Origin of the sequence: Rhizobium sp. T1470, from assembly GCF_042140505.1 — a bacterium.
In the GTDB taxonomy this organism is placed as follows: domain Bacteria; phylum Pseudomonadota; class Alphaproteobacteria; order Rhizobiales; family Rhizobiaceae; genus Rhizobium; species Rhizobium favelukesii.
The window spans coordinates 1436439-1456606 of record NZ_CP148091.1; the positions used below are offsets into that span (position 1 = coordinate 1436439).

Genomic DNA, 20168 nt, shown 5'->3' on the forward strand with positions numbered 1-20168 from the left:
AAAACCGGCTCCCGCTGTCGCTTCGTAACGGCGCCTCGCACCGTTCGCGCGACCTATTCCTCGAAGCGACCCGTGGTGTCCCGATCGCGGTCGTATCGTCAGCGGAAACGGCGGCAGCCAGGACTCGCGACGGACGGTCCAGAGTTCGTAGGTTGGCCTCAATTGGTCGGGAGCATCCAGAGACCCCAGGTTCACTTCGATCTCGTCTCCAGTGCGTCCGAAGAGGGGCGAGCCGCAGCTGGGGCAGAAGAACCGCCCGGCGTAGTCACGGGTTTCGCCGTCGATCGTCACCGCATCCTGAGGAAATATCGCGGAAGCGTGAAAAAGGGCCCCATGATGCTTGCGGCAGTCGAGACAGTGACAAAGGCCGACCCGGTATGGTCGTCCCGACGCCACAATTCGGACGCTGCCGCACAGGCAGCCGCCAGTGAACCGGTCCATGCTGCTTCTCCTCCAAGATCAAGCGGTGAACTGTTTACAACGAACAGCATTGTTGTTGCTATTGCTCGCTGCGATCGGGCAACGCGCGCGTTGCCCCACGATGCGAGAGGCGAACCCACATTTCTCGTCCATTGTCGCACGCACAGCAGGCTTCGTCTCGCTTAAGTCTGTCCGCACAGCCTAGTCGCGGCCTTGACCTGCGCCGCCAGCATCAGGACGAAGCCGAGCGACATGACGGCAAGCATGGCACAGGTCGCGATTGCGGTTCCAGCGCCCGCGCGGTCGAGGATCGCCGTGAAAACGACCGGTGCGATGGCGTTGGCGAGATTTTGCGGCAGCGACAGCCGGGCGGATTGCAGTCCGTATTCGCGTGGCGAGAACAGGGCGAGCGGCAGCAGTGCGCGGGCGACTGTCATCACACCGGAGCCGAAGCCGTAGAGCAGGATGAAGCTGATCAACAGCGGCGTCGAGGGCGCCATTGCGAGCATCAGCAAAAAGCTTGATACCATCAGGGTCACGCCCATTGCGGCGCTGAGAATAGGGTTGCCACGGCGGCCGAGCAGCATGTCCAGGAAGCGAGCGGAAATGCCGATGACACCGCGTGCCGAACCGAGCTGCAGCGCCAGCGCCGGCGAGGCGCCGGACTGGCGGACGATTTCGAGCAGCGATGGCGACACGCCGAAGGTGATGAAGGTCGAGATCGTCGTTGCCGCGGCAATCAGCAGGAACGCCTTGCGTTGTCCCTCGGGGGAGCGCGGTACCGGCGTTTGCTGTGCGGCGTTGCCGTCCGCGGCAAAGGCGATCGGTTTCGGCAGGGCGAAAAGATGCAGCGGCAGGCATACGAAAAACTGCAGCGCAGCGCAGATCAGAAAAGTGATGCGCCAGCCGACGGTCTCGTTGAGCAGGGTGAGGATCGGCCAGAAGATTGCGCTCGAAAGGCCGGTGAACAGCATGAGGATGGCGATCGCGCGTTTGCTGTCAGGTCCGGCGCGCTCGACGACGGCGGTATAGGCCGGGGCGGAGAGACCGAAGGCACCACCGGCGCCGATGGCGATCCAGGCAAGCACATAGAGGATGATACCCTGCGCGGCGGCTAACAGCAGCAGGCCGATTGTGAAGGTGATCGAAGCGGCGGCCAGCAGCTGTGCGGCTCCATGTCGGTTCAGCAGGCGCCCCGTTGCAGGGCCGGCAAAGGCGCTGACGATCATCATGATGCTCAGCCCGCCGAAGACCACCTCGTTCGGCAAGCCGAGGTCGGGCGCGATGACGCGACCCATGACGCCGAGCATATCGAAGCTGGTGCCCCAGCCAATCAGCTGCGTGACGGCAAGGACGGCGACCGTCTGCGCCGAGCGCAGGGGGATGGATCGAGGCATGGGCGGGCTTTGAGGCGGATGGGGTTGCGGCGAGGCGGTCGTAGCAGCTTCGCCGGCTGGTTGAAAGTGACAAGTGGATGACACCAGTGGGCGCGAGCGACGCCTGTTTTTTTTGAAGGGATCGGAGATGGCGCAGAAGGCAAGGACCTGCTCCTGAAGATAGTCAACGGAACAAGCTACGAAACGGTCGCGGGACTGAGATCGAAACGCCTCGCCTTCAACGCCGAAACCGTCGATGTCACCGATGCCGAGAGCGCGGGGGCGAGCGCGAGTTGCTGGGCGGTGCCGGCGCGATGCGGCTGCGGGCAGCGTTCGCACCATTGATAAGTGTGGTCATTGCCGTGGACGGTATCCAGCAAGGTCCCGCGGCGCTTGGCGGCCCGCTGGCCGTCTATGGGCGTGTCACCGCCAAGGCGGCCATCAAGTCCGCCGCTTGACGCCGGTGCGGCGAGCGGCGGCGTCGTTCGCCGAGCGCATTTTTGAACACGCGTGGCGCAAATTCGGAATTGTTCTAAACATCAGGGATTACAAGGCATTCATTTGCCATTCAGGTCGCTTGAGTACATAGTCTGGGCCAAGTTAGTATCCATTGAAAGCATTGCACATGGCCTCTCCCTTGAGCGTCGCAGCGCTAGCCGCCGGGCTGGCGATAACGTCGCCCACACCGGATAATCCGCGTACCCTGACGGTGCGCGTTGCAGGCGATTGCAGCGAGGCGGCGCGTGACGTTGTGGAAAAAACGGGAGGCCAGCTCCTTTCCGTCCAGCCTTTGGGCGATAGCTGCATCATTACCGTTCTCGTCCAGGGCAACGGCCAGCGCCCGCGTAAGGTAACCGTCAAGGTTCCGATGTAGGCAGAATCGGCCTATCTAAACGCCGAGAAGATCAAGCGGAGTAAAGCGGACCGATGCGCATTCTGGTAGTCGAAGATGACGTCAACCTGAACCGGCAGCTCAGCGATACCCTCAAGGAAGCAGGCTACGTCGTCGATCAGGCTTTTGACGGCGAGGAAGGGCATTTCCTTGGCGATACCGAGCCCTATGATGCCATCATCCTCGATATCGGCCTGCCCGAACTGGATGGCGTGACGGTTCTCGAGAAGTGGCGCGGCGCCGGTCGCGGCATGCCGGTGCTGATCCTCACGGCTCGCGACCGCTGGAGCGACAAGGTCGCCGGTATCGATGCCGGCGCCGACGACTATGTCACCAAGCCTTTCCACGTCGAGGAAGTCCTGGCGCGTATCCGCGCGCTGATCCGCCGGGCGGCGGGGCACTCTTCGTCCGAGATCATCTGCGGCCCGGTGCGGCTCGATACCAAGAGCTCGAAGGCCACGGTCAACGGCGTGGCGCTGAAGCTGACCTCGCATGAATACCGGCTGCTTTCCTATCTCATGCATCACATGGGCGAAGTGGTTTCGCGCACCGAACTGGTCGAGCATATGTACGATCAGGATTTCGACCGCGATTCCAACACGATCGAGGTTTTCGTCGGGCGCCTTCGCAAAAAGATGGGTGTCGATCTGATCGAAACGGTGCGCGGGCTTGGCTACCGCATCCAAGCGCCCAACAATGCGAATTAAGTCGCTTACTGCACGCGTCCTGCTGCTGACCACGATCTGGTCAACCGTCGCGCTTGTTGTCATCGGCCTTTTGATCTCGACGCTGTACCGGAAGAGCGCTGAGCGCGGCTTTCAGGACCTGTTGCGCGCCCAGCTCTACAACGTCATCAACTCCGTGACGATTGGCGATCAAGGAGCGCTCAGCGGCAGCCCGCAGCTTGGCGATCTGCGCTTTGCTCAGCCGAAAACGGGCTGGTACTGGGTTGTCGAGCCGCTCGGCACCTACACGGCCCCGCCGCTGGTCTCGCCGTCGCTCGGCTCCGTCTCGATCCCTGTTCCCTCCGTTCTCGAAGCGCCCTTCGACAAGAACTACGAGCGCTACTACCAGGTGACCGATGCCTCGGGGAACCGTATCCAAGTTGCCGAGACCGAGGTCGTGCTGGATACCGATGGTCGCGCCGCGCGCTTCCGCGTGACCGGCAACGTCGACGTGGTCGAAGACGACGTTCGCAATTTTTCCCATAGCCTTTACCTGGCGCTGGCTGGCTTCGGCGTCGGCAGCCTCATCGTCAACGCACTGGCGATTCTCTACGGCCTCAAGCCGCTCGACAAGGCGCGCGCCGCGTTGGAGCGCATCCGCGCCGGCGAGAGCGAACAGTTGAAGGGCGAGTTTCCGCGCGAGATCCTGCCGCTTGCAAACGAGGTCAACGCGCTGATCGACAGCAATCGCCGCATCGTGGAGCGGGCGCGCATGCAGGTCGGCAATCTCGCCCACTCTCTGAAGACGCCGATCGCCGTGCTGCTCAACGAGGCGCGCGTTCTGGAGCGCTCTCACGGCGACCTCGTGCGGAGCCAGGCGGAGGCGATGCAGGGTCAGGTGCAGTCGTATCTGAACCGCGCCCGAATTGCCGCACAACGCGAATCCGTGCTCGCCCGCACCGACGCCGAACCGGCGATGGAACGGCTGGTGCGCGTCATGCGACGCTTGAACGTCGACAAGGAGTTCGAACTCACGGTGGCGCCGCCCCATCTCGCGGTTGCCATGGAGCAGCAGGACCTCGAGGAGGTCGTCGGCAACCTTCTGGAGAATGCCGCCCGTTTTGCGTCGACCAAGGTGCGCCTGTCCGTCGCGGAGGCACCCGGGGAGCTCAAGGGCGCGGAGGGCAGCGGGCGCCGCCACTGGGTCGAGCTTGTCGTCGAGGACGACGGACCGGGACTTGAGCCGGATCAGATCCGCGAAGCGCTGAAGCGCGGCAAGCGGCTGGATGAAAGCAAACCAGGCACCGGGCTTGGGCTGTCCATCGTGACGGAGATTTCCAACGAGTATCAGGGGCGACTCGAATTGTCCCGCGGCGAGTGGCAGGGACTGAAGGCCCGCCTTATTTTGCCGGGCATCACAAAGGATGTTGCGTGAGCAATTGCTTGATGTCACATAGACTTGGGCGATTGCATAGCATGCTTTGCCTTATTGCCGACACGGCTTGGTGCGCGTGTGGCTCGTTGATTGACACCTGATTCTGGTTCGGCTGAATGATGCTACGCTCGCAAGGCATGATCGTTTCCTCGCTTCTCGTCGCCATGACGCTTTCTGGATGTCAATCGACGAAGAGCGGTGGCTCCGGCGGTCTTTTCTCGCGGAAGCCTCCGGCTTCGGCCACCTATATTGCGGCGTTGCAGGGCGGCATCATCGGTCGCAGCGACGTGGAACTCAGCGACAGCGACCGCCAGCGCGCCCTCGAAGCCGAGTATCGTGCCTTGGAAGGGGCCGGCGTCGGACAGCCTGTCGTCTGGAGCGGACGCAATGTCAGCGGCAAGGTCGTCGCGGCTGCGCCCTATCAGGTCGGCTCGCAGAATTGCCGTCAGTATACCCACAGCGTGACGATCGACGGCAAGGAGACGGTGGCGCGCGGCTCCGCCTGCCGAAACGACAATGGTAGCTGGTCGCCGCTCGGTTAGTCGGTTTTGCAGCATCGAACAGACGCGATAGGATGAGCCGCAAGCTGCGTATTGCGGCCAAACGCCTCAAATAATCGTCATTGCGGCTTTGCTTGTTGGAATAGACGTTCGCTTCGAGTATTTGGCGCCTATGCTTTTCTGGATTCTTGTGGCCGTTTTGACGGCGGTTGTTGCTGTCATTCTGCTTTATCCGCTTTTGCGTGGAGCGAGAGCGGTCGACGATACGCGCGCCGGCGAGGCTGCCGTCTATCGCGATCAGTTGCGAGAGCTCGATCGCGACCTTGCCGGCGGACTGATTTCAGCCGAGGAAGCGGACTATGCGCGGGCCGAAATCGGCCGACGCCTGATTACCGTCTCGGTCGCGCCGGTCACCGATCGCAAGGTCACCAAGCATTACCGTCTCTCCGAAGCCTTCGTGCTGCTGATGCTGCCGGTCGTGGGGCTCTGTCTTTACATTCTGGTGGGGCGACCGGATTTGCCGTCGCAACCCTTGGAAGCCCGACTTGAGAACCCCGGCAACGATATGGCGATCCTGGTCGCCAAGGCCGAGCGCCATCTGGCGCAGAGCCCCGATGACGGCAGGGGCTGGGAGGTGCTGGCGCCGATCTACTTCAACACCATGCGCCTTGCCGAAGCCGAGACCGCCTATCGCAATGCGATCCGTCTGCTCGGGCCAAGTGCTGCGCTGCTGGACGGACTTGCCGAGACGCTGATGGCGACCTCGAACGGTGTCGTCACCGAAGATGCACGCAAGGTGCTGGAACAGTCGCTTCAACTACAGCCCGACAATCCGAAGGCGAGCTTCTACCTTGCGCTCGGCATGGAACAGGCCGGCCAGGCTGCAGAGGCTAAGGCCGCCTTTGAAGCCCTCGCCAAGCAATCGCCCGCCGACGCGCCCTGGATGCCGCTGGTCGCCGAGCATATTGCGAAGAACGGTGGTGGGCAGGCGCCGGGCAATCCGATGCAGGCAGACGTTGCTTCCGCCGAGAGCATGAACGCTGGCGATCGGCAGCAAATGATTGAGGGGATGGTGGAAAGCCTCGATGCCAAGCTCACCGAAGACCCGAACAATCTAGAAGGCTGGTTGCGGCTCGTCCGCTCTTATGTCGTATTGAAGGACAAGGATCGTGCGGTTGGAGCTCTGAAGCGCGGACTGGCAGCGTTTCCGACAAGCAGCGAGCAAGGCAAGCAGCTGCTCGCGTTGGCACGAGAGCTCGACATCGCGACAGAAGGAACGACGGAATGACGCGCAAGCAGAAACGCTTGGCAATCATCGGTGGCGGCATGAGTTTCATCCTTGCCGCCGTGCTGCTCGTCATGTTCGCCTTCAGCCAGTCGGTCGCCTATTTCTACATGCCGGCGGATATCGCGAAAAATCCGGTGCCGCCCGGAACCCGGATCCGGCTCGGCGGTCTTGTCGGCGACGGCAGCATCGTGCGCGGCGCGGGATCGACGGTGCAGTTTGCCGTGACCGACGCGACTGGCGACCTTGTCAGGGTACGATATACCGGCATTCTCCCCGACCTCTTTCGCGAGGGCCAGGGGGTCGTGACCGAGGGCCGTTTCGAAACAGGCAGCGATGTCTTCACCGCCGATACGGTGCTCGCCAAGCACGATGAGAAGTACATGCCGAAGGACGTCGCCGACAAGTTGAAGGCGCAAGGGCTCTGGAAGGAAGGGGAGGCGGTGCAATGATCATCGAGATCGGCCACTACGCTCTTATCCTGGCGCTTGCGACGGCGCTCATTATCTCCGTTGTTCCGGTGATCGGTGCAAGGCGCCTCGACCGGGCGATGATGGACGTCGCGTCCGTAGGCTCCCTGGCGATGTTCGCGCTTGTGGCTTTCTCGTTCGCCGTTCTGACTTACGCTCACGTCGTATCGGACTTTTCGGTGGCGAACGTCTGGGAGAATTCCCATTCGCTGGTCCCGCTGCTTTTTAAGTTTTCCGGCGTCTGGGGCAATCACGAAGGCTCCATGATGCTCTGGCTGCTGATCCTGGCGCTCTTCAGCGCCTTGGTTGCAGCCTTCGGGCGCAATTTGCCGGACTCGCTGCGGGCAAACGTGCTTGCCGTTCAGGCCTGGATATCGGTCGCGTTCATCCTGTTCATCCTTCTTACCTCCAACCCGTTCATGCGTTTGGATCCGGCTCCGGCCGAGGGGAAGGACCTCAACCCGGTCCTGCAGGACGTCGGCTTGGCGATCCACCCGCCGTTGCTCTATCTCGGCTACGTCGGCTTCTCCGTGTGCTTCTCCTTCGCCGTGGCAGCGCTGATTGAAGGGCGCATCGACGCCGCGTGGGCGCGCTGGGTGCGCCCCTGGACGCTGGCTGCCTGGACGTTTCTGACGCTCGGCATCGCCATGGGTTCTTATTGGGCCTACTACGAGCTTGGATGGGGCGGCTGGTGGTTTTGGGACCCGGTCGAGAATGCGTCATTCATGCCGTGGCTTGCCGGAACGGCGCTGCTGCATTCGGCACTCGTGATGGAAAAGCGCGAGGCGCTGAAGATTTGGACGGTTCTGCTTGCCATCCTGACGTTCTCGTTGTCGCTGATGGGCACTTTTCTTGTCCGATCCGGCGTCCTGACTTCGGTACATGCTTTTGCCAGCGATCCGTCGCGCGGCGTGTTCATCCTGTGCATTTTGCTGATTTTCATTGGCGGAGCGCTGTCGCTCTTCGCATTCCGCGCGCCGCTCCTGTCGGCAGGCGGCTTGTTCGCTCCCATCTCGCGCGAAGGTGCGCTCGTTCTCAACAATCTGATCCTCACCGTGGCTTGCGGCACCGTGCTGACCGGTACGCTCTATCCGCTGCTGCTGGAGACGCTGACCGGCGACAAGATCTCGGTCGGACCGCCCTTCTTCAACATGACCTTCGGCTTGTTGATGGCGCCGCTGCTGGTGATCGTCCCCTTCGGTCCGCTGCTGGCATGGAAGCGCGGTGACTTGCTGGCTGTTCTCCAGCGGCTCTATCTGGTTGCGATCCTGGCCTTTGTTGCGGCGGTCATTGTTTTCTATATCGAGCATGGCGGTCCGGTGCTTGCCGTGCTCGGGCTGGCTGCCGCTTTGTTCCTGATTTTCGGCGCGATTGCCGATCTTTGGTATCGCGCGGGCGCGGGCAAGGTCGCGGCTTCTATCGCCTGGAGGCGCCTTGCCGGCCTGCCGCGCTCGGCCTTCGGCACGGCGCTCGCTCATGCCGGGCTGGGCGTCGTCGTCCTCGGCATCGTCGCGGTCACCACCTTCGAAACCGAGCATGTGGTCGAGATGAAACCCGGCCAGACCGTGGAGGCCGGAGGCTACTCCGTGCGTTTCGACGGCATGAAACCGGCCAATGGCCCGAACTACAGCGAGGAGCGGGGCCACTTCAGCATCGGCCGCGGTGGCGTGGAGGTGGCCGATGTCTGGTCATCCAAGCGGATCTACGCGGCGCGCCAAATGCCGACGACCGAAGCCGGCATCCTGACTTTCGGCCTTAGCCAGCTCTACATGTCCCTCGGGGATCCTACGGACGATGGCGGTATCGTCGTGCGTATCTGGTGGAAGCCCTTCATCCTCTGCATCTGGGGCGGTACGGTGATCATGGCGACCGGTGGGTTCGTTTCGCTCAGCGACCGGCGTCTGCGTGTCGGCGCTCCGAGCCGGAGAGCAAAACCGGCGCCCCCGGCCATGGAGCCGGCCGAATGATCCGGCGCTTGCTCCTCGTCCTGGCGGTGATTCTTTCGTCAGCGCCGGCCTTTGCCGTCAACCCGGACGAAGTTCTTGCGGATCCGAAGCTCGAGGCACGAGCCCGGACGATCTCCGCGGAACTGCGTTGCATGGTCTGTCAGAATCAGTCGATCGACGATTCCAATGCCGAGCTCGCAAAGGACCTGCGCTTGCTGGTGCGCGAGCGGCTCACCGATGGCGATACCGACGAACAGGTCATGAACTACATCGTTTCTCGATATGGCGAGTTCGTGCTGTTGAAGCCGCGTTTCGAAACGAAAACGATCCTGCTGTGGGGCGCTCCGCTCCTGCTGGTTGTTGCAGGCGGCCTGTCACTGATCGTCTTCGCACGAAAGAGGGCAGGCAGGCCGACAGGCTCCAAGCTGACCGCCGAAGAACAGGCCCGATTGAATGAACTGCTCGACGAGTGATCTTACGACCGTCTACGGAGGCGGTCTCGCAACACAGACGCGACCAGCGCTGCGGTGAATGCCAACACGACGCAGCCCGCCGCGATTGGTCCTGCAGACGGCGAATACACGTCCATCACCGCGCCGACCGAGGACGAGCCCGCCGCGCTGCCGACGGCGTAGGCAAGGGCGAAGGCAGCACTTCCCGCGACAAGCCTATCTCCGGCATAGCGTTCGCCGAGAATCGTCAAGGCGCAGGTGTAAAGCGAAAAACTCGCTGCTCCCATGATGCCGAACATCACCAGAATTGCTGCCTGCGACTGAAGGAACGGGATCGCGATGAAGCTCAGCCCCGCAAGCAGGCCGGAGCAGATGGCCACTCCGAAGCGCGAGGTCGTGTCGAGAAGCCAGCCGACCAGCGGTTGGGCAAGTGCGGTCGGTAGCGCGAGCACTGTAACGCTGATGGCGGCGAACGCCTCGGAATAGCCGAGCCGGACGAAATAGACCGGCATGGTTGAGATGGCGGCAATATCGGCGAATGCAAATGCGACCACCATGCAGATCAGCATCGGTGCGCTTCTGACAAACTTGAAGAGCGCTCCTGATGCGGCCTGCTCGGGAAGCGTGCGTGCTCTCCGGGTGAGGATAATCGTCAGGAAGGCGACGCAGGCGACGTAGACGGCAAGCAGCGCGAAGGCAAAGCCTTGCTCCGTGCCGAAGATCGGAATCACCAGTGGACCCGCGGCAAAGCCGCCGCACATGCCTGCCCCATAGAGACCGGAGACGCGCCCGCGCAGGCGGTCAGGGCAGGCCGTGTTGAGCCAGGCCTCGCTCAGCATGAAGATGAGGCTGACGAAGAAGCCGAGAAAAAATCGAGCGATGCACCACACCCAGAAAGTGTCGAATGTCGCGAAGGTCGAGAGACTGACCGCACAGCCGACGAGGCCCGCGACGATCAGCCGGTCGCCCCGCACCTTTCGCGACAGCCACGTCACCGCGAACGTCGCCACGGCCAAGCCTGCCGCAAAGCAACCGGCGTTGAGGCCGATGAGACTCGGCGAAACATTTCGATGCTCAAGGACAAGCGAAATCAGCGGATAGGTCAGCCCCTGTGCAACCGCGAAGGCAGTGACGCCGAAGATGACGGCAGCGAGCGCAGCAGTATCGGGCGCAAAATCCTCTCCCGTGACCACATGGGCCATGGTTTCGTCCTCCTCCGGTTGTAAGCAGGAGGCTTATCGACTCCAAGCGCTTTAGTCGAGGGAGATTGCTGCACCGGATCGCAATGCGGTCGTATTGCACATTACGAATTTTTCATCGCTCGGACAGTTCGCAGTAAGGTGTGCCGTCCTATATCTTCCTTCATCAGCCGATCCGGTCATCCTGATCCTGTAGATGTTGAAGTCAAAGAAGGTGCCACTCATGTTCAAGAATATCAAAGCTCCGTCGCTCAATACCGCGCTGAAGGCCTCGACCGTCGCGGGTCTTGCCGCTGCGGTGCTTGCGACCGGTATTCCCCTCGAAATCACTCGCTCCTATGCCGAAGCTGTCAAGGTTCAGGCTCCGTCCGTTCCGAGCTTCGCGAACGTCGTCGATGCCGTTTCGCCGGCGGTCGTTTCGGTACGTGTCGAAAATCGCGTCAAACCGGTGTCCGATGATGATGCCAACGGCTTCGCCTTCGACTTCAATGGTCGCGGCTTCGACGATCTTCCGGATGCCTTGAAGCCTTTCTTCCGCCAGTTTGGTGAGCAAGGTCCACAGGGTCCGCAGGACCGCCGCGGTCCTCCGCACCATGGCCCGCAGGATGGCAAGGGCCGCCTGCGTCCCGTTGCCCAGGGCTCGGGCTTCTTCATTTCTGAGGATGGTTACATCGTCACCAACAACCACGTCGTTTCCGACGGCGCAGCCTTCGTTGCAGTGATGAACGACGGCACGGAGCTTGATGCCAAGTTGATCGGCAAGGATCCGCGTACGGACCTCGCCGTTCTCAAGGTTGATGGCAAAGGCCGCAAGTTCACCTACGTCAACTGGGCAGATGACAACAATGTTCGCGTCGGCGACTGGGTTGTTGCGGTCGGTAACCCCTTCGGTCTCGGCGGTACGGTAACAGCCGGTATCGTCTCGGCACGTGGCCGCGACATCGGCTCTGGTCCGTATGACGACTACCTGCAGGTTGACGCCGCAGTGAACCGCGGTAACTCGGGTGGCCCGACCTTCAATCTCAATGGTGAAGTCGTCGGCATCAACACCGCGATCTTCTCTCCGTCCGGTGGCAGTGTAGGTATTGCGTTTGCCATCCCGGCGTCTACGGCCAAGGATGTCGTTGCCGACCTCATGAAGGATGGACAAGTCTCCCGCGGCTACCTGGGCGTTCAGATCCAGCCCGTTACCAAGGACATCGCCGACTCACTCGGCCTTTCCGAGGCGAGCGGCGCGCTTGTTGTCTCCGCTCAGGCAGGTACGCCGGGTGAGAAGGCGGGCATGAAGGCTGGCGACGTGGTCACCGCCGTCAACGGCGAGACGGTCAAGGATGCCCGCGACCTCAGCCGCCGCATCGGCGCTATGACGCCCGGCAAGAAGGTCGAGCTTTCTGTCTGGCGCTCCGGCAAGGCTCAGTCTCTGACGGTCGAACTTGGCACGTTGCCTGCTGAACAGAAGGATGCTTCCGCTGACGACGGCGATCAGGCGCCGGAAACTCAGGCTCCTGCTTCCGAAAAGGCACTTGCTGACCTCGGCCTGACAGTTGGGCCTTCTGACGATGGCAAGGGGCTTCAGATCACTGGTATCGACCCGGACTCCGACGCTGCCGACAAGGGCATCAAGGAAGGCGAGAAGATCACCTCGGTCAACAACCAGGAAGTCTCCAATGCCGATGATGTCGTCAAGGTCCTGAACCAGGCGAAGAAAGATGGCCGCACGCGGGCACTCTTCCAGATCCAGTCGAAGGAGGGCAGCCGCTTCGTCGCCCTTCCGATCAACGGCCAGGGTTAATCCTCCCAACCCTGACAGAGTGGGGAGCCGCGCCCTCTGGGCGCGGCTTCCTTTCGCCCAATATCCGCAGGTGATCGCAATGACCTCTGTGCAACAGGAAGCAGTTTTGAGCCTTGCCGAAACGCAACCGGCGGGTAATGTCGGCCGCATGAAGATTCTCATCATCGAAGACGATCTCGAAGCAGCGGTTTATCTCACCAAGGCGTTTCGTGAGGCGGGCATCGTGGCCGATCACGCAAGCGATGGCGAAAGCGGCCTCTTCATGGGCTCGGAAAACACCTACGACGTGATCGTCATCGATCGCATGTTGCCGCGCCGCGACGGTCTGTCCGTCATCAGCGAATTGCGCCGCAAGGGAATCCACACGCCTGTTCTCATTCTCTCTGCCCTCGGTCAGGTGGACGACCGCGTTACCGGCCTCAGAGCGGGTGGCGACGACTATCTGCCGAAGCCCTATGCGTTCAGCGAACTTCTTGCACGTGTCGAGGTGCTCGGTCGTCGCAAGGGGGCACCGGACCAGGACGTTGTTTACCGCGTCGGCGACCTTGAACTCGATCGGCTCGCACACGAGGTCCGCCGCGGCGGCAAGGAGATACCGCTGCAGCCGCGCGAATTCCGTCTGCTTGAGTATCTGATGAAGAACGCCGGCCAGGTGGTGACCCGCACGATGCTTCTCGAGAACGTCTGGGATTACCACTTCGATCCGCAGACCAACGTCATCGACGTGCACGTTTCCCGGCTGCGGTCCAAGATCGAGAAGGACTTCAGCCAGCCGCTTCTCAAGACCATTCGCGGCGCGGGGTATATGATCAAGGACGAGGGATGAACCGTTTCTGGTTTCTCTTCAAGTCCACGGCAGTCCGCCTTTCGGCACTTTACATCCTGCTCTTTGCCATCTGCGCCGCGACGCTGGTCTTCTATGTGACGGCGATGTCCGAGCGGCTTCTGACAAACCAGATCCGCGAAGCCGTGCAGCAGGAAGTGGACCAGGTCCAGCGGGCCTACGACGCCGGCGGCATGAATCTTCTTCTGCGCACGATGGAGCGCCGCGCGCGCCAGCCAGGCGCCAATCTCTACATCATTGCCGGTCCCTCGGGCGATATCCTCGCCGGGAACGTCGCATCCGTGCAGCCCGGTGTGCTCGATGAAGAGGGGTGGACCTCCTTGCCCTTCATGTATCAGCGTTATGCCGACAGCGGCCTCAGCCGCCGGCATATGGCGGTTGCCAACATTTTCGTGCTGGACAACGGGCTGCGTCTGCTGATCGGCCGCGACCTCGGCGAGCCTGAGGCATTCCGCGGGCTGGTGCGGCAGGCTCTGATGATCGCACTCGCGATCATGGGCCTCGGAGCTATCATCATCTGGTTCGGCATCGGGAGGAACGCCCTGAAGCGGATCGACCGCATGTCCGATGCGAGCAAAAAGATCATGGCCGGGGATCTCTCGCAGCGGCTTCCGGTCGGGGGCTCAGGCGACGAGTTCGATCGTCTGTCGGTCTCGCTCAATACGATGCTCGGCCGGATAGAGAAGCTGAACGAAGGGTTGCGGCAGGTTTCCGACAACATTGCGCATGACCTGAAGACGCCGCTGACGCGGTTGCGCAACAAGGCTACCGACGCCCTGGATACCGCAGACGCCGAGGTGCGACGCACCGCGCTTGAGGGGATCATATCCGAGTCCGATCAGTTGATCCGCACGTTCAATGCGCTGCTGATGATTTCGCGCGTCGAGGCGGGTTCGGTCGCCGCCGAAATGTCTCCGGTCGATCTCACCGCCATCGTCGCAGACAGCGCGGAACTGTATGAGCCCGTCGCCGATGATGCAGGGCTTGCGCTCACCTCGTCGATCGAGCCTGACATCGAAGTTCAGGGCAACCGCGAGCTGATCGGCCAAGCGATTTTCAATCTCATCGACAACGCCATCAAGTATTCCTCGGATGCGGAAGGCCACGGCGATATCGCGCTGAAGTTGCTTCGCCGCGCCGATGGCATTTGCCTCTCCATTGCTGATCGCGGACTAGGTGTGCCGGCCGAGAAGCGCGAAGATGTACTGAAGCGCTTCGTGCGGCTGGATGAAAGCCGCTCCAAGCCCGGCACCGGTCTTGGCCTCTCCTTGGTGGACGCGGTCATGGAATTGCATGGCGGGAAACTGGAGCTGTCCGACACTGATGCGCAGCATCAGGAGAAGCGAGGTCTCACCGTCAGCATGATCTTTCCGGTGAAATAGCGCTGACCATCATGGCGGCAGCGGGTCGAATTCGATGTTGGCCATTGCCGCCACAGACCCTACCTTAGAGCGTAATTGCCGGAAGTTGCTATGATTCTCCCGGCGGTTCGCGGTTCTGTTCGCCAGGGAGGGTGCATGCTGACGAGTTCGAGGCATAGCCTTGTTGAAGTAGCCGACGGGTTGCTGAAGCCGCTGAACAAGAGCGAGCTGAAGCTTGCACAGGCGGATCTCCAAAGGATCGGCAAGAGCGAGCCCGATGTGGCGGAGATGCTCAAGGCGGAAGGCGGATTTCGCGACTTCATCACGGCCGCGCTGACCTTGTCTCCCTATCTGCGTGACATCGCGAATATCGATACGGCAATTCTCGCGACTGCAATTTCGGAGCCGCTGGAACCCCGGATAGAGGCGCTGATCGCAGAAGCGCGCGCGTGTTGGAAGCCGACGGCAAGCGGCGATCTGCCGAGTGAAGCCGACGTGATGAGCCGCCTGCGTATCATCAAGCGCAAGGTCGCCTTCCTTGTCGCCATGGCAGACCTCGCCCGGATATTCGATGGTCGCGCGACCACGGCTTGGTTGAGCCAGCTTGCGGAAGCGTCTGTCGGTGCGGCGATAGATCACCTGCTGCTTGCCGCCCACGACGGGGGCAAGGTCACGCTAAAGGATGTCTCCGCTCCCAGCGAGGGCTCGGGGCTGATCGTCCTCGGCATGGGCAAGCTCGGCGCTTCCGAACTCAACTACTCGTCCGATATCGATCTCGTCGTATTCTTCGACGAAGAGGCGGGGATCATCCCGGATCCGGACGACGCGATCGAAATCTTCCCGCGGCTGATGCGACGGCTGGTGCGGATCATGCAGGAGCGTACGGCGGATGGATATGTCTTCCGGACCGACCTGCGGCTGCGGCCCGATCCAGGATCAACGCCGCTTGCCATTCCCGTCGACGCGGCGATGATCTACTATGAGGGCAGGGGGCAGAACTGGGAGCGTGCCGCCTTCATCAAGGCGCGCGCCGTCGCTGGCGATATCCTGGCCGGCGAGGAATTCCTGCGCGGGCTCGTTCCGTTCGTCTTTCGCAAGTATCTCGACTACGCCGCCATCGCCGATATCCATTCCATCAAGCGCCAGATCCATGCCCACAAGGGGCATGGCGCGATTGCGGTCAAGGGCCACAACGTCAAGCTCGGTCGCGGCGGCATCCGCGAGATCGAGTTCTTCGCGCAGACACAGCAGCTGATCGCTGGCGGCCGGATGCCGGCACTTCGTTGCCGCGGCACCGAGGAGACGTTGGCGGAGCTGACAAAGGCGAAATGGATTGACGAGGAAACGCGGGACGAGCTGACCGAGGCCTATTGGTTCCTTCGCGATGTCGAGCATCGAATTCAAATGGTGCACGACGAGCAAACACATCTTCTGCCCGAGACTGAAACCGATCTGAAGCGCATCGCCTTCATGATGGGGTTCGACGATACGCCGAGTTTTGCCGCGCGCTTGGTCGAGGTCTTCAAAACAGTCGAGCGACGCTATGCTCGCCTGTTCGAACAGGAGACGAAGCTTTCAACGGAAACCGGCAATCTGGTTTTTACCGGACAGGCCGATGACCCCGATACGCTGAACACGCTTCGCAAGCTAGGCTTCGAACGACCCTCCGATATCTCCCGTGTCATCCGCACGTGGCATTACGGTCGCTACAAGGCGACGCAGTCCGTGGAGGCGCGCGAGCGCCTGACCGAACTGACGCCGGAACTGCTGCGCGTGTTCGGCCAAAGCAACCGCGCCGATGAGGCGATCCTGCGGTTCGACAGCTTTCTCTCGGGCCTGCCCGCAGGCATTCAATTGTTTTCGCTCCTCGGCAGCAACCCGGCGCTCCTATCGCTGATCGTCAACATCATGTCCTCTGCACCGAAGCTGGCCGAGGTGATTGCCGCCAAGCCGCATGTTTTCGACGGCATGCTCGATCCCGGCCTGATGGCGGAATTGCCGACGCGCGCCTATCTCGCCGAACGCATTGGCGGCTTTCTCGCACCCGCACGGTACTATGAGGAGGTGCTGGATCGATTGCGCATCTTCGCTTACGAACAGCGCTTCCTCATCGGCATCCGGCTGTTGACCGGCGCGATCCGGGGCGCCATGGCTGGCCGCGCCTTCACGCATCTGGCCGATCTCGTCCTCGAAGCGGCACTCGATGCCGTCATGAAGGAGATCAGGGCGGCACATGGCGATTTTCCGGGCGGCCGCGTGGCTGTCGTCGGCATGGGCAAGCTCGGGAGCTTCGAACTCACTGCCGGCTCTGACATCGATATCATCTTGCTCTACGACTACGACGATGAAGCCGCCGAATCCTCCGGCCCCAAGCCTCTCGACGCGACGCGCTATTTCACCCGCGTCACGCAGCGGCTGATCTCGGCGCTCTCGGCGCCGACTGCGGAGGGCGTACTCTATGAGGTCGACATGCGCCTCAGGCCCTCGGGAAACAAGGGGCCGGTCGCTACCCGCATCAAGTCCTTCGAAAAATATCAGCGTGACGAGGCTTGGACTTGGGAGCACATGGCGCTGACGCGCGCCCGCCTCGTGTGCGGAGACAGAGAACTGATCGGTGAGGCCGAGCGGATCATCGCCGAAGTGCTCTTCGCGAAGACCGACTCAGAGAAGATCGCCAAGGACGTGTCCGAGATGCGGGCGTTGATCGAGCAGGAAAAGCCGCCGGCGGGCATCTGGGACCTGAAGCTTATTCCCGGCGGACTGATCGATATCGAATTCATCGCGCAGTATCTGCGGCTAGTGGCCTCCACAAAGGGCATCTCCGTTGAGGGGGACGACTTCAACACGGCGGGGCAGGTGAAGCTTATCGGTGTGGAGCTGATGGACCGCGATGACATGGAACTCTGCCTGGCAGCGCTGTCGCTCTATACGGATATTTCGCAGCTCATCCGCCTGTGCATCGACGGTCTGTTCGATCCCAAGGAAGCTCCGGCGGGTCTCACCGATCTCGTTTCCCGTGCCGGTGACTGCCCTGACATCAAGACGCTTGAGGGAGAGATCAAGCGGCTTTCGAAAGCCGTCAGGAAAATTTTCCAGACGGTAGTGAAATCTTAGTGGCCGTTGTTTGGAATGTGCAGTGAAATGACGGTGCCGATCGCCTCGCGCGACCGGATCTTCATTTTGCCCCCGTGAAGGGTCGTCAACGACCGAGAGATGGCAAGACCGAGGCCAGAGCCTCCCTTGCTCTTTGCGTACTGGTTTTGCACCTGCTCGAAAGGCTGGCCGATCTTGCCGAGCGCCGCGCGAGGGATGCCGATACCGGTGTCGGCAATCGTCAGCATGACGCCGCTGTTGGTGCGACGCGTGCGAACGGCGATACGGCCACCTTCGTTGGTAAACTTTACTGCGTTGGAGAGCAAGTTGAGCAGGATCTGCTTCATCGCGCGGCGATCGGCGGTCAGCCTCATGCCATCGCAAATGCGCTGCTCGACGAAGATATTCTTCTGTGCGGCCGGGATCGCGGTGAAGCGAAGGCTTTCTTCGATGAGCGGCGCGAGATCGATCGTTTCGCACTCAAGCTTCATGTGGCCTGCTTCGATCTTCGACATATCGAGAATATCGCTGATGACGTTCAGAAGGTGCTTGCCGCTATCGTGGATGTCGCGCGCGTATTCATTGTACTTCGACGAGCCGAGCGGGCCAAACATCTGATCCTGCAGGATTTCCGAAAAGCCGAGGATTGCGTTGAGCGGCGTGCGAAGCTCGTGGGACATGTTCGCCAGGAACTCGCTCTTCGCCCGGTTGGCGCCTTCCGCGCGCTCCTTCTCGACGAGATAGTTGGAGTTGGCGACAGAGAGTGCAGCCTTCTGGCTTTCCAGAGTCTGACGGGAAGCGGAGAGGTCACCGATCGTCGCCATGAGCCGGCGTTCGGAGTCACGCAGACGCTCCTGGTTGCGTTTCAGCAACGTGATATCGGTGCCGACAGAAACCATGCCGCCGTCGCGCGTACGGCGCTCATTGATCTGCAGCCAGCGCTCATCAGCAAGCTGTACTTCGGTCGTGCGGGAGTAGCCGGAGCCATCTGCGTCGGCGATGCGGCGTTCGATCACCGGGCGTGCTGCCGCGGCATTGACAAGTGTGCGCTCGGTCCCCGGGACCAGAACGCTATCGGGAAGTCCGTACGCCTGCTGGAAATGTGCGTTGCACATGACGAGACGGTCGTTCTTATCCCAGAGCACGAAAGCTTCCGATGTGCATTCGATGGCGTCTGCCAGCCGCTGATCGGCCTCGGCGTAACGCTGGGCGAGGCGATGCTGCTCGGTCACGTCCATTGCGATCCCGATCATGTGGACGCGGCCGGAATTGGTACGGATCACCTGGGCGCGAGCCCGCATCCAGACATAGTGGCCGCCGGCATGCCGCATACGGAATATCTGGTCGACCTGACCGGCATCGCCACGGGCGATCGACCGGGCGATTTCGTAGACACCGCCGTCATCGGGATGCATCAGGCGGGCCGCATCGCTGAAGCACATCGTCCGCTCGGAAGCGGGAAGGCCCAGCATCTCGTACATCGAGCGCGACCAGTAGAATTCGCGGCTGTCGAAATCGAAGTCCCAAAGTCCGCAGCGCCCGCGCGACAGCGCGGTTTCGACGCGGAGGTTCGACTCTAGAAAGATATCGTCGGCATCGCGGGCGCGCTTCACCTGCATGTAGTAGGCGTACAGGATGACGAGCAGGATCGAGGAGATGCCTGCGAAGAGTGTCACGTTCAGCGTGACTTCGTCCCGCCAGAGTTTGCCGATCCGCTCCAGCGATGTCGCGGCGATGACATAGCCGCCGGAGCCGCCGATCAGAGTAATCTCGGCGTAGTGGGGACGGCCGCTGATCGTCGTTTCGATGACGCCGGCGCGATCGCCGAAACGGCGGATCGCTGAGATCTCCGAGAAAAAGTCGCCGACGCTGGCGCCAAGATAGGTTGAGCCGGCTGCCGTTGCTGCGAACACCTTGCCGCTCGGCTGCACCAGCAGCACGAAGGCGTCATCGTCCAGGCGATCCTGCGGAATAAAACGCGCCAGCCGAGCCTGCGCCTGCATGACGTCTGCGGTTTCGAATATCTGGTTGGCATCGGCGAAGGCCGCAGCGGCAGTCGCGGCGGCAAGTGCGGTGGAATGGCGGGCGGCGGCCTCTGTCCGACCATACTCGGAGACCATTCCGAAAAAGTGCGATGCAGCCACAACCGTAAGGAAGGCTACGATCAGAATCGGAATAATTCGCTTCAGGACGATTTCGACCTGGGAGAGGTTGCGCGAGGACGACGAGGAAACGCGGGAGCGCCTGGCTGAAAAGCTATCGCGCCAGGCCAGGAGGTCGTCGAAATCGACACGCAGCCGTCCGTCGGCTGCGGTTGCCCGCCGCACGTTCATCATCTCTTCAGCCTTGATCCCTCGTGTGATTCGCAGCGCCGCTCGCCCGAACCTCACTCAATGAATCACTGGTGATTCGCCTTGTCCAGAGGAAAAGGTAAAAAT

16 protein-coding genes and 2 pseudogenes are annotated in these 20168 nt (G+C 61.7%); 14 read left to right on the top strand and 4 right to left on the bottom strand.

The features are described 5' to 3' along the window. Positions 1–53 precede the first annotated feature (53 nt). Together WGT02_RS07215 and WGT02_RS07220 are read right to left on the bottom strand one after the other, a co-directional pair. Positions 54–441 (bottom strand): annotated as a pseudogene (locus tag WGT02_RS07215) (GFA family protein). 161 nt (positions 442–602) lie between these two features. Beyond that, positions 603–1817, bottom strand: a complete 1215-nt coding sequence (locus tag WGT02_RS07220) for an MFS transporter (protein ID WP_024313765.1) — start codon at positions 1815–1817, stop codon at positions 603–605. Positions 1818–1937: 120 nt separating this feature from the next. Between WGT02_RS07220 and WGT02_RS07225 the strand changes: the two are divergent. The 10 genes and pseudogenes from WGT02_RS07225 to WGT02_RS07270 all read left to right on the top strand — a co-directional run. Next, positions 1938–2116: pseudogene (locus WGT02_RS07225) on the top strand (phage tail tube protein); the annotation flags it as partial. Then, a complete protein-coding gene (locus WGT02_RS07230; protein ID WP_208248538.1) occupies positions 2090–2254 on the top strand; it encodes a hypothetical protein in 165 nt (54 codons plus the stop codon). The pseudogene WGT02_RS07225 and the gene WGT02_RS07230, both read left to right, overlap by 27 nt. Positions 2255–2421: 167 nt before the next feature. After that, on the top strand, positions 2422–2670 hold the full coding sequence (locus tag WGT02_RS07235; RefSeq protein ID WP_024313764.1) for a hypothetical protein: 249 nt from the start codon (positions 2422–2424) through the stop codon (positions 2668–2670). A 53-nt stretch (positions 2671–2723) separates the two neighbouring features. Then, positions 2724–3395, top strand: coding sequence for a response regulator transcription factor (locus WGT02_RS07240; protein WP_018860060.1), 672 nt, complete (start codon positions 2724–2726; stop codon positions 3393–3395). Continuing rightward, on the top strand, positions 3385–4788 hold the full coding sequence (locus WGT02_RS07245) for a HAMP domain-containing sensor histidine kinase (RefSeq protein WP_024313763.1): 1404 nt from the start codon (positions 3385–3387) through the stop codon (positions 4786–4788). The genes WGT02_RS07240 and WGT02_RS07245 overlap by 11 nt, the downstream gene beginning before the upstream one ends. 116 nt (positions 4789–4904) lie before the next feature. Further along, positions 4905–5330 (top strand): membrane protein, encoded by a 426-nt coding sequence (locus WGT02_RS07250; RefSeq protein ID WP_024313762.1) that lies wholly within the window; start codon positions 4905–4907, stop codon positions 5328–5330. A gap of 130 nt (positions 5331–5460) precedes the next feature. Further along, the gene (gene ccmI, locus WGT02_RS07255; RefSeq protein WP_024313761.1) at positions 5461–6576 is read left to right on the top strand and encodes a c-type cytochrome biogenesis protein CcmI; all 1116 of its coding nucleotides are present in this window, start codon (positions 5461–5463) and stop codon (positions 6574–6576) included. Then, the gene (ccmE, locus tag WGT02_RS07260) at positions 6573–7025 is read left to right on the top strand and encodes a cytochrome c maturation protein CcmE (RefSeq protein WP_024313760.1); all 453 of its coding nucleotides are present in this window, start codon (positions 6573–6575) and stop codon (positions 7023–7025) included. The genes ccmI and ccmE overlap by 4 nt, the downstream gene beginning before the upstream one ends. After that, positions 7022–9010, top strand: a complete 1989-nt coding sequence (locus tag WGT02_RS07265) for a heme lyase CcmF/NrfE family subunit (RefSeq protein WP_208248536.1) — start codon at positions 7022–7024, stop codon at positions 9008–9010. The genes ccmE and WGT02_RS07265 overlap by 4 nt, the downstream gene beginning before the upstream one ends. Further along, entirely contained in the window at positions 9007–9462 is a 456-nt protein-coding gene (locus WGT02_RS07270; protein ID WP_024313758.1) for a cytochrome c-type biogenesis protein, read from the top strand. Before WGT02_RS07265 ends, WGT02_RS07270 begins: the two co-directional genes overlap by 4 nt. Before the next feature lie 2 nt (positions 9463–9464). Here the strand turns inward: WGT02_RS07270 and WGT02_RS07275 are convergent, their stop codons facing one another. Further along, positions 9465–10643 carry an MFS transporter gene (locus WGT02_RS07275; RefSeq protein WP_024313757.1) on the bottom strand — a complete coding sequence of 393 codons (1179 nt, stop codon included), beginning with the start codon at positions 10641–10643 and terminating at the stop codon, positions 9465–9467. Between the two features lie 220 nt (positions 10644–10863). Here WGT02_RS07275 and WGT02_RS07280 point away from each other — a divergent pair, with 220 nt between their 5' ends. From WGT02_RS07280 to WGT02_RS07295, 4 genes are all read left to right on the top strand, one after another. Continuing rightward, entirely contained in the window at positions 10864–12432 is a 1569-nt protein-coding gene (locus WGT02_RS07280; protein ID WP_024313756.1) for a Do family serine endopeptidase, read from the top strand. Between the two features lie 79 nt (positions 12433–12511). Next, complete coding sequence (locus WGT02_RS07285; protein WP_024313755.1) at positions 12512–13258, top strand: response regulator transcription factor; 747 nt, start codon at positions 12512–12514, stop codon at positions 13256–13258. After that, entirely contained in the window at positions 13255–14658 is a 1404-nt protein-coding gene (locus tag WGT02_RS07290) for a HAMP domain-containing sensor histidine kinase (RefSeq protein WP_208248534.1), read from the top strand. The genes WGT02_RS07285 and WGT02_RS07290 overlap by 4 nt, the downstream gene beginning before the upstream one ends. Positions 14659–14793: 135 nt before the next feature. Next, positions 14794–17751: a bifunctional [glutamine synthetase] adenylyltransferase/[glutamine synthetase]-adenylyl-L-tyrosine phosphorylase gene (locus WGT02_RS07295; RefSeq protein WP_024313753.1), complete on the top strand. Its 2958-nt coding sequence runs from the start codon at positions 14794–14796 to the stop codon at positions 17749–17751. Here WGT02_RS07295 and WGT02_RS07300 read toward each other — a convergent pair. Then, the gene (locus WGT02_RS07300; RefSeq protein ID WP_024313752.1) at positions 17748–20066 is read right to left on the bottom strand and encodes a PAS domain-containing sensor histidine kinase; all 2319 of its coding nucleotides are present in this window, start codon (positions 20064–20066) and stop codon (positions 17748–17750) included. The two genes, WGT02_RS07295 and WGT02_RS07300, sit on opposite strands and share 4 nt — an antisense overlap. Positions 20067–20168: the final 102 nt, after the last annotated feature.

Bases quoted from the DNA above. Each gene is read 5' to 3' on its own strand.
- WGT02_RS07220 (WP_024313765.1), bottom strand. From the start codon at position 1,817: ATGCCTCGATCCATCCCCCTGCGCTCGGCGCAGACGGTCGCCGTCCTT.
- WGT02_RS07235 (WP_024313764.1), top strand. From the start codon at position 2,422: ATGGCCTCTCCCTTGAGCGTCGCAGCGCTAGCCGCCGGGCTGGCGATA.
- WGT02_RS07240 (WP_018860060.1), top strand. From the start codon at position 2,724: ATGCGCATTCTGGTAGTCGAAGATGACGTCAACCTGAACCGGCAGCTC.
- WGT02_RS07245 (WP_024313763.1), top strand. From the start codon at position 3,385: ATGCGAATTAAGTCGCTTACTGCACGCGTCCTGCTGCTGACCACGATC.
- WGT02_RS07250 (WP_024313762.1), top strand. From the start codon at position 4,905: ATGATGCTACGCTCGCAAGGCATGATCGTTTCCTCGCTTCTCGTCGCC.
- ccmI (WP_024313761.1), top strand. From the start codon at position 5,461: ATGCTTTTCTGGATTCTTGTGGCCGTTTTGACGGCGGTTGTTGCTGTC.
- ccmE (WP_024313760.1), top strand. From the start codon at position 6,573: ATGACGCGCAAGCAGAAACGCTTGGCAATCATCGGTGGCGGCATGAGT.
- WGT02_RS07265 (WP_208248536.1), top strand. From the start codon at position 7,022: ATGATCATCGAGATCGGCCACTACGCTCTTATCCTGGCGCTTGCGACG.
- WGT02_RS07270 (WP_024313758.1), top strand. From the start codon at position 9,007: ATGATCCGGCGCTTGCTCCTCGTCCTGGCGGTGATTCTTTCGTCAGCG.
- WGT02_RS07275 (WP_024313757.1), bottom strand. From the start codon at position 10,643: ATGGCCCATGTGGTCACGGGAGAGGATTTTGCGCCCGATACTGCTGCG.
- WGT02_RS07280 (WP_024313756.1), top strand. From the start codon at position 10,864: ATGTTCAAGAATATCAAAGCTCCGTCGCTCAATACCGCGCTGAAGGCC.
- WGT02_RS07285 (WP_024313755.1), top strand. From the start codon at position 12,512: ATGACCTCTGTGCAACAGGAAGCAGTTTTGAGCCTTGCCGAAACGCAA.
- WGT02_RS07290 (WP_208248534.1), top strand. From the start codon at position 13,255: ATGAACCGTTTCTGGTTTCTCTTCAAGTCCACGGCAGTCCGCCTTTCG.
- WGT02_RS07295 (WP_024313753.1), top strand. From the start codon at position 14,794: ATGCTGACGAGTTCGAGGCATAGCCTTGTTGAAGTAGCCGACGGGTTG.
- WGT02_RS07300 (WP_024313752.1), bottom strand. From the start codon at position 20,066: ATGATGAACGTGCGGCGGGCAACCGCAGCCGACGGACGGCTGCGTGTC.